Origin of the sequence: Bradyrhizobium sp. 17 (genome assembly GCF_023073515.1) — a bacterium.
Lineage (GTDB): Bacteria > Pseudomonadota > Alphaproteobacteria > Rhizobiales > Xanthobacteraceae > Bradyrhizobium > Bradyrhizobium canariense_D.
The window spans coordinates 1-8,203 of sequence record NZ_JADPJQ010000057.1 but is presented as its reverse complement, the minus strand read 5'-3'; the positions used below and the strand labels follow the sequence as shown (position 1 = coordinate 8,203).

Here is an 8,203-nt window from a genome sequence, read left to right as displayed (position 1 = left end):
ACCCGCGCCTCGTGGCGTAAAACAAGCCGAGACTCTAATTGCCGCTGGATGAAAGCTCGGGGGCAGGTCACGTGCAATCCACTCGTTTGAATATGCGACCACAAGCCAGCGCCTCGCCTTGTTTTCAGCCGCCGAGTATTTGCCAGACCACCATCGAGTCTTGCTTGAGAACCAAAATCCCTTGAACTCTGGCGTAGATGAAAGCGGACACAACGATTTCGTCCGGCTAGTATCAGCGGAGATTGCGATTAACTAGCTGCAACGCCTCGCGTGCGCGGCGTGCTCAATACGACAGGCTAGCAATCGCTCTCTTCGGGATTGGCGTGCAGCCCGTTGCGACCGCTTGAAGTACCCACCGAAATATCAGGTAAGACAGGCTGCCCCGGGAAGGCGAGCTACCAATGTCAGCCAACCTTACGACGGCGTTTAACCAACCAGTAGACGCCGTAGCCAATGGCGAGAATCGGAAGGCCGGCGCCAGCAATCGGACCGGGGGCTCCCTTCACTTGGCCGGGCGCGTTTTCGCAATTTCCATTGCCGTTGCAGGCTAGGGCGGGCGGCGCAGAAATTATTAGAGTGAAGGCCAGAGCTAATGCAGACAAAACTCCCGAGGCGATCTTCATTGTCCTGCTCCACATTTTTAAACGGGTCAAATCTTGTTTTGCGGATTTACTGCGCTTTAATTTGCATTTAATTATAGTTAATGCCTACAGGAACGTCAATAGCTGGAAAACCCCTGAGTGGCAGTCATGCTGACCTTTAAGCGGCTCCTGCAGGATATCGCCTTTAACAAGATGTCGATTGGAATCGCGCATGCGCATCGTTTCCCCCTGCTGCATGAGAAGCATGCGCTCCGCGAACTGCTCGTCTATCTCGACGTCGATTGCGTTTTCGACGTGGGCGCAAACGAGGGGCAATATGCCGAGTTGCTGAGATCTATCGGTTACGACGGCCAGATTGTTCGTTTGAACCTATCCCGCGACTCGCAAAGGCGCTGCGCGCAAAAGCTGTCTACGACGCGAGTTGGTATGTTGAGAGCGTTGCATTGGATTCAACGCGACGGCATGTCGAATTTAATGTGGTATCGCCCCATTCACTATCGCCTCTGCATACGCCGCTGTCGGGTGGCGTGTTTGAGCGGGATATAGCCGCGTCAGAAAGAATCGGCATCGACACAGACACGCTCGATGATTACTTTCGCAAATATCAGAAAACGCTTGGGTTCAAGCGGTGCCTTCCTGAAAATGGATACTCAAGGGCATGACCTCTCCGTTGCCGCGGGAGCCGGCGAGATGCTCTCAGAATTCTATGGCCTCCAATCCGAAGTGGCAATCGCTCCGTTGTACCAAGACCAACCGAGCCTGAGAGAAGCCGTAACATTTTACGAAGAACGAGGCTTTGCCATAAATGCAGTCCTTCCGACGCACTACTCCTTTCCCACGCTGATCGAGGTCGATTTCCTATTCATAAACAGGCGTCGCATCCACACTGGCCCAACAACGAGCTATCGACGGCAGCGCCGTAAATCCGCTGAGGTATGGCCAGGCGCGAACGAAACTAACAAGGTCGTATAGAAGCCCAATCGTTTTGGCGGTGTTCAGCGGTGGTCCTTCCGCACGATAGATCTAAACCATTCAACTGCAGGCCGCACCAGCTGCCATTCTCGCGACCTTCTTGCAGGCGAGAAACCACCAACGACGCGATCTTCGAACGCTCGGATCAATACTCAGGGCAAGTTTAGACAGGCGTGCTGAGCTCTCCATCGCGCCTTCATTGAAGGCAGCGCTTGCGCAGCCGATCGCTTCAAGTGCCAACATGTGGTTCATCCGGATACGAAGATCAGCAGCGTTGGTGAACCTCGCGGCGCTACTATCCAGGAAATGTTCTATCGCTGCCTTGCGTTGGAGCAGGTCTTGCTCCCGCGAAGGCTCACTTGACATATTGGCCGAGTGCGCTCGATACACGGCTTGGTCAGCGGCAATGACCCCGACATCGCCGTGGGCGGCCAGCCGTAACCACATTTCCATATCAGAGGCGTAGGGTAAATCAGCCAAATACCCACCGCGTTTCTGCAGGCATGTGCGAACCACGACGGTTGGTGACAGCACAATGTTTTTTGCGCCGCTAAGTGCAATGAAATCAAGTCCGGACAAAACACGGGTTCTCGATCCCACGCCTGTTCGACGCCGCGAACGCTCCCCCCGTTGATCAAGAACAACCGCGCCGCCGAAGGTGAAAGCGACGGACGGATGATCGTCCATCAGCTCGACTGATCTCGAAAGGGCACCGGGCAACAGGTAATCGTCCGCAGACAGCAGAAGCATGTGGTCGGCTCTCGCCCAGGCGATGCCTTCATTGGCGGTAGCAATCAGCCCTTGATTCGAGGTGTGCCTGCAATAACTGACGCGGGGATCGGAGCAGACTAACCCTTCCGCAACTTCCGCTGTAGTATCCGGCGACGCATCATCGATAATAAGCACGCGCAGTTCGGGGCCGGATTGCGTCAAAACGCTCTCGACGCACTCTCGCAGGAAGCGCCCATACCGGAAGCAGGGAACAACCACGTCTACCGAACTCATTTTCGCAAACAGACCGTCACAAAGAGGGCTGAGCCCGCCTGTCTGAGAAAATCAAATCCAATTAAAAGGGTTCCTGGCCGGCTGCTGCAACAGGCAGCCGGTCTACAGCAAGCATTTCCATTCTCCTGAACTGGCGGACACGGAACGGTACCAAAGGAACAGAACGCGCAGCGGTTGCCGAGGAGCGGCTTAACGCGCTGGCCAGCCCCAAGATTCCCGCGGAAGGCGCCTTACGCGACTACATAGCAACCTGGTTAGTTGATGAACCGGTGTATTTGCTCCACGCGCAACGAACAAAAGCCGGCGCACGTCAGCCCAGAGGACTTGGCCACTTGCCTTCTAGGTCAGCAAGAGGCCATGCGGCGCGAATATGAAATCCTGAGGCCTGAGTGCTTCCTCGCTGTGTACGAGCACCTCGTTGCCTGCGCTGAACGTGATCGTGCTTTCGTGTGCTGTCGGGTCAAATGCCGAGATCGTAAGTTCGCTGAAGTCCTCAATACCAAGCGCAGCGACATCGATGTAGTCGGTTCCTAACAAAGACCCTGGCCAAGATCCGCGACTTTGTCGTGCCCGTTATTGACGTTGAACACGAAGGTGTCGTTGCCTCCTTTCGCGCGCCCAAGCATCACCTGAGCGTCGCCCCACATGTCATCTTTTCCGGTGCCGCTGATCAACTGATCGTTCCCTCCACGCGCGTTGTCAGACATGGTCTGCGCATCGCCTCAAGCATGGTATCGTATGTTCCGGCAGGAACCGGGCTTGGAACATTGCCTCCGGTCAGACTGTCGTCGCCGCCCTGAGCGTCGCCGGAGATGGTCAGCGCATCGCCGTAAGCTCTGCTCAAGCCGGATGCGATGCCGCCGCCTTGCAATGCGCTGCCGCCGATCTAGGAATTCTCGGCAGGCCGTTACCGCCGTTAGCGCCGCGCTGTGTGTGTGCGCCGGGTGCGGCTACCGAGGGGCGGAGGTCAGGCCGGATTAGCAGCGGCAAGCGGCCTCAATCTCGAGCGCTCGTTAGCCAACGCGTATTTTGCCAAGGGCAAGGCGCCGCCAGCCTACGTATGCGCGATTACGGACTCGGGGCCCGACGCGTCCGTGTCCGGTGAGACGCGCCGAGCCTAACCATTCGCTGCTTTCCCCCTAAGGTTTGGCTAAGTCAAGCATAGTGCGATTCTAGAAGCAGCTGATACGTCTGCGTCTTTGTGAAGCGCTCCTCGCGCTTCGAGCAAAAGGCCCATGTCCGCGGCCACACGTTTGACGGACGCGATATACCTCCCAAGCTCGGCCGCCGTCGAACCTCCGTTGATCATTTTGATCAGCATCTGTACCTCGGCCTCGGAGGGGCTGGCTGCATATTTCACTTGGTCCTTTTAACCCGGCTTCATTTGACCACGCGGGGCCGCAGCGATTTAACCTCCCGCTGCGGCCTTCGCCGTATGGCCGCCAGCGTGGACCGGTGGGTCGTCCGAAAATGGCCGCTCGACAAAGCGCCTGGTCAGTTTTGCTTCCCATGCATGCAGGCGATCACGAACTCCCGCTTGCGCGACCTTGTCCCTTTCCTCTTCCGCCCGCCTCGAAAAACCACGTTCGCTAGCGAGCTGCTGGCTTTTTTCCAATTTTTGCGGGTGGCGAGGCGCGCCCTGCTGAGCCTGTACACCGCCTCCGACCAAAGCCAGAGCAAAGGAAGCAAATAAAATCGCCTTAATCATTCTGCGCACTCCCTACCTGCAGTTGATCAAATCGGCACAAGAAAATAGTGGTACTGGCTCGGCATCGCTCTCAATCAATGCAAGCAGAGGACCCTCGATCGCCCCTTGAATTGTAGCATGCCAATGCTGGCGCGCTCACCTCCTGGAAGCAGAACACGTCCGCATCGAGCGTCTGTCGGGCGACGGCAACGATCGTCGCCAGATCGGTCACGCCGTCGCGGCCTTTTCCGGCAATGTTCCAGGTGAGAAGTCTCGAAATACTGTAGTGTCTTCAAAGGCCGTTCTGCCATTTTCGGCGTTTTTGGCCATTGAGATCACTACGGAATTTCCCGTTGCCAGAATGGCGGTTGCCCCCGGCTGCGGTCAAAACCGGTTTGCGCCTCTATAGAAATCCGTGAAGCAATGGTGGTAGCGCCTGTATCAGCAACACGGTGCTTCCGCCCAACACGCTGGCACCCACGACGAGCAGGGAGAGGACCCGCTCCCGGGAAGGCTTGTTGCGCGCCCTCCACACGCGGGGCCAATCGCTAGGATGGTGGGCGCACCAGGGCTCGAACCTAGGATCCGCTGATTAAGAGTCAGCCACGAGTTAAGAACGTTCAATGATTAGGCGGTCGCCGCCTGAGCATATTCAGCCAAAAATTGGCATCCGTCGCACAGGCATAGAGCGTCCGCTCCGATGACACTCTTTCCGGACGAGCGATAGGCTTGGCCGACATCAACTGCAATGCCCGCGAGCCTGCCGGTCTCCAGTTGGAGCCAATCGCAGGATCTAGCGGGATCGTGCGTGGCGGTGCCGTCGCACACGCACGACTCCACAAAGGGAACCATATCTCCGGTGACTGGTTGGACCCCTGTTGAGTTGTGCGGCCAGTTGGGCACCAGCGGCCTCGTCCCAGCACCGGCCATCCGTCAGGGACCTATCCTATGATGGATCACGCGACCAGAGTTGAGAATCGATTGTTAGCAGCATTGCCGCCGGCGGATTTTGGCTTGCTTGCACCTCATCTGCGGAAAGTCGTGCTCGAGCGCGACGCAGTGCTGGTCCGATCGGGCGACCGGATCAATCACCTTCTCTTCCCCTGCAGTGGCGCGATTGCGTTTATTGTGGACTTGCCGAACGGGCAGACCGTCGCCACGGGGCTGGTCGGCCATGAGGGTGCCATCGGTCTGACGTCGGCGCTTGGCGCATCCCGCTCCCCCCTGACGGCGGTGGTCCGCGTCCCAGGGGCCGTGCTGCAGATCCCGGCGGCGCAATTTCTGCCGGCGCTGGGTCGCAGCCCCGCGATCGCATCCATGGTGCAGATCTTCACGAGATCGCTGCTGACGCAATTTCAGCACGTCGCGGCCTGCAATGCACTGCACTCCGTCGAAGCTCGGATGGCCTGCTGGCTGCTTCAAATTCACGACCGGGCGAATGGCAGCAATCTCCTCCCTTTGACCCAGGAGACTATGTCGGAGCTATTGGGCGTCCGACGCACCACGGTCACGCATGTTGTGAGGGCGTTGCGCGTGTCAAGAGCGTTGAAATCCAACCGCCGCGGTCAGCTCGAGATTGACCGGCCGCGGCTCGAAGCCGTGGCATGCGAGTGCTACAAGGTGATGAGCCGCAGGATCGATCGGATAATCTCGCGTGGCGGAGCAGGACTTATTCACGCCGCGCCGGCACGAGACGCCTACCAGCCGCCCGGCAACCGACTATCCAGGGCAGGCTCGTAGACCCAGGCCTCTCGCGCGAACCACTCGTGTGTAGCCGCGCAAACCCGACAATAGGTGCGCGAGAAGAATACCGCGCTGCAGCGAAACCTTTCGCGATCGGTTTCGATACCCGTCGAAATGGCGTCGCCCGTTTCCGGGCATTTGATCATCACCACACCCATCTTGATTTCCTGCAATCTGTTGCGGACCCTGAGCACGTTGGCCCGCCATCGACTGGACCGAGCGCCCCCCGTTGCGGAGATGCCTGTCCAGTCGAACCGCGCGGCCGGTAGCCTCGGTTCAGACGGTCTTGTGAAATACCCTATTGAAGCTGGTCTTGATGGGCTCGATCGTCTCGATCGCAACTTTCTGCGCGAGCTCCCAAAGCTCCCGATTCTGTGCGGAGACGACTTCGAAAGCCTCGCGGCTTCGGGCGGTCGAAAGATGCACGATATCCAGCAGCGACCTGGTCTCAGCGAGCCGGGATAAAAACTCCAGGGTGGCCCTGGTATTGTCTTTGGAAATCTCGATGACCTTGGCGCCGTAATCGACGGCCCCTCTGGCGTTCATAGAGCAGGCTTCACGGAGAATGTCGCTGATCTCCTCGGAAGTCGCTTTCATGCTCGCGATATTTTTCTTGGTCTGTGCGGCGCCCTGCTCGGCGAATCCACGGAGGAGTTCCTGGAAATTCAAAAGCGGCAAATCGATCCTTGGTTTTGCACCATTCGTGTTCTCATTCACCGGATCGGCCTGCGTTTCGACTTTCACATTGGCATCATTCACGAGCTTTCATCCTTTCAAGCGAAACTAGTTAATGGATTGAAGACTCCCCGCTCCCGGCACGTACTGCGCCAGAAAACCAGCGCCCCTGTTACCGGCGTGACCGGAGGCTGCTGCGGATGAACCGCTCACCCCCTGCCGAAGCCAAATATGATCGATTAAATTCGAAACATCCGTTCGCTTTCGGACTCTCGCTGAAATAATTTGATGGGCTGCGACCAGGCGGAGCTTTAGATCTGCGACGTTGCAGCGACCGCTCGGTTGCACTCTGAGCTTGCTCGTCGTCTGAGATAGCCGGACTGGCGCAGCTCGCGCTGATGGTTCTCTTCTCGATCCACCCGGCCCCTGAGACTCTCAAGTTCTGCGAGTTGAGAGGCAAGGGCTTCGAGACGCTGGCGAAGAACAGCGGCAGGGTTGTCCACTCGAGCGCAGATTTTCATGTGAGGTCTCCTAGCAATATGTCCGCGAGAATTCCGCCAGCTTTGACGTGGGCAAAAAAAATATGCAATCAAAGGAAAACGCGACTAATTCGGCATGCTGCGTTGCCGATGACGCGGCGGCGCGTTAAAAAAGTACTCATGTGCCCCGGCGCGCGGCACGCTCCATTGGGTCTGGCTGCTCAGCTTGCAACAACAGCGGATCGAACCGTTGTTAAGGCTCGGAGCGGGTTGCGTTCGAAAGTCGAGTGGCGGCTCGCTCGCACTCGGGCTTGTGCCTCCGCTCGTCGTCTTCTTCATCTGCACAATCGACCCCTCCATATGCGGCCGGATTTCCGGAGTTCCCTCCTGTCGCGAAAGGTCCTTTGCCACCGGTCGCTCCGCCCGATCTGCCGCCCCCGCCGGATGGCTTTCCAGCAGCAGATGAGCCACCACGGCGCCCCCCAGGTCCGCCACTACCTCCAGGTGACCCGCCGCCAGAGGACCCCGAGGCCGCAGAGGACGGACGTAAGCGGGGCTGCGAGGCCCACCAGATTGTTTGTGCGTAGACCTGTGAGCGCCGTTAGAAGTGTCATCTTCTGCAAGGGTGCTCACAATGGACGACCATTCGGACGACATAAGACGACCGTTGTCACCGCGCATAGAAGTGTACGCCGGCGGCGGCCGGAAACAGTGGCCAGATGATTTGAAGGCGCAGATTGTCGCGGAAAGCCTTGAGCCGGGCGCGGTTGTAACAGATGTCGCACGTCGCCATGGCTGCCGGCCCCAGCAGGTGCATGACTGGCGGCGCCGGGCGCGTTTGGGTCAATTGGTGCTGCCAGCTGCGGCGGGTGCACTGTCGTTTGTGCCGTTGGTGTCGGAATCGTCGCCATCGGCGGCTGCAGCTCCCTCCGGATCGCCGGAAGCAGCCGTTGTGACGGTTGAGCTCCAGGGGGCACGAGTTGAGGTGCGAGGGACGCCTGGACTTGCCGTGCTGAGTGATGTGTTTGTTGCGTTGCGCC

The 8,203-nt window shown here is 58.3% G+C and carries 9 protein-coding genes; 3 read left to right on the top strand and 6 right to left on the bottom strand.

Annotated elements, in window-relative coordinates; all coding sequences use genetic code 11:
- Positions 1–404: 404 nt before the first annotated feature.
- Complete coding sequence (locus IVB13_RS09445; RefSeq protein WP_247488579.1) at positions 405–623, bottom strand: hypothetical protein; 219 nt, start codon at positions 621–623, stop codon at positions 405–407.
- 117 nt (positions 624–740) lie between these two features.
- On the opposite strand from IVB13_RS09445, the gene IVB13_RS09440 reads away from it, so the two are divergent.
- The gene (locus IVB13_RS09440) at positions 741–1,148 is read left to right on the top strand and encodes a hypothetical protein (protein WP_247488577.1); all 408 of its coding nucleotides are present in this window, start codon (positions 741–743) and stop codon (positions 1,146–1,148) included.
- Positions 1,149–1,634: 486 nt separating this feature from the next.
- Here the strand turns inward: IVB13_RS09440 and IVB13_RS09435 are convergent, their stop codons facing one another.
- From IVB13_RS09435 to IVB13_RS09425, 3 genes are all read right to left on the bottom strand, one after another.
- Positions 1,635–2,579: a glycosyltransferase family 2 protein gene (locus IVB13_RS09435; protein ID WP_247488576.1), complete on the bottom strand. Its 945-nt coding sequence runs from the start codon at positions 2,577–2,579 to the stop codon at positions 1,635–1,637.
- Positions 2,580–3,109: 530 nt separating this feature from the next.
- Positions 3,110–3,286: a hypothetical protein gene (locus IVB13_RS09430; RefSeq protein ID WP_247488574.1), complete on the bottom strand. Its 177-nt coding sequence runs from the start codon at positions 3,284–3,286 to the stop codon at positions 3,110–3,112.
- Between the two features lie 701 nt (positions 3,287–3,987).
- Positions 3,988–4,287 (bottom strand): hypothetical protein, encoded by a 300-nt coding sequence (locus IVB13_RS09425; protein ID WP_247488572.1) that lies wholly within the window; start codon positions 4,285–4,287, stop codon positions 3,988–3,990.
- 927 nt (positions 4,288–5,214) lie between these two features.
- Here IVB13_RS09425 and IVB13_RS09420 point away from each other — a divergent pair.
- Entirely contained in the window at positions 5,215–6,006 is a 792-nt protein-coding gene (locus IVB13_RS09420; protein ID WP_247488570.1) for a Crp/Fnr family transcriptional regulator, read from the top strand.
- Here IVB13_RS09420 and IVB13_RS09415 read toward each other — a convergent pair.
- On the bottom strand, positions 5,964–6,167 hold the full coding sequence (locus tag IVB13_RS09415; RefSeq protein WP_083926557.1) for a hypothetical protein: 204 nt from the start codon (positions 6,165–6,167) through the stop codon (positions 5,964–5,966). The genes IVB13_RS09420 and IVB13_RS09415 overlap by 43 nt on opposite strands.
- A gap of 118 nt (positions 6,168–6,285) precedes the next feature.
- The gene (locus tag IVB13_RS39960) at positions 6,286–6,768 is read right to left on the bottom strand and encodes a phasin family protein (RefSeq protein ID WP_247488568.1); all 483 of its coding nucleotides are present in this window, start codon (positions 6,766–6,768) and stop codon (positions 6,286–6,288) included.
- Between the two features lie 1,029 nt (positions 6,769–7,797).
- Between IVB13_RS39960 and IVB13_RS09405 the strand changes: the two genes are divergently transcribed.
- Positions 7,798–8,203 (top strand): transposase (locus tag IVB13_RS09405; protein WP_247488567.1); only part of this gene is annotated, 406 nt, incomplete at its 3' end.

What these genes read in the sequence shown, in the direction of transcription:
- IVB13_RS09445 (WP_247488579.1), bottom strand. Translation starts at nt 623, where the DNA reads ATGAAGATCGCCTCGGGAGTTTTGTCTGCATTAGCTCTGGCCTTCACT.
- IVB13_RS09435 (WP_247488576.1), bottom strand. Translation starts at nt 2,579, where the DNA reads ATGAGTTCGGTAGACGTGGTTGTTCCCTGCTTCCGGTATGGGCGCTTC.
- IVB13_RS09430 (WP_247488574.1), bottom strand. Translation starts at nt 3,286, where the DNA reads ATGTCTGACAACGCGCGTGGAGGGAACGATCAGTTGATCAGCGGCACC.
- IVB13_RS09425 (WP_247488572.1), bottom strand. Translation starts at nt 4,287, where the DNA reads ATGATTAAGGCGATTTTATTTGCTTCCTTTGCTCTGGCTTTGGTCGGA.
- IVB13_RS09420 (WP_247488570.1), top strand. Translation starts at nt 5,215, where the DNA reads ATGATGGATCACGCGACCAGAGTTGAGAATCGATTGTTAGCAGCATTG.
- IVB13_RS09415 (WP_083926557.1), bottom strand. Translation starts at nt 6,167, where the DNA reads ATGGGTGTGGTGATGATCAAATGCCCGGAAACGGGCGACGCCATTTCG.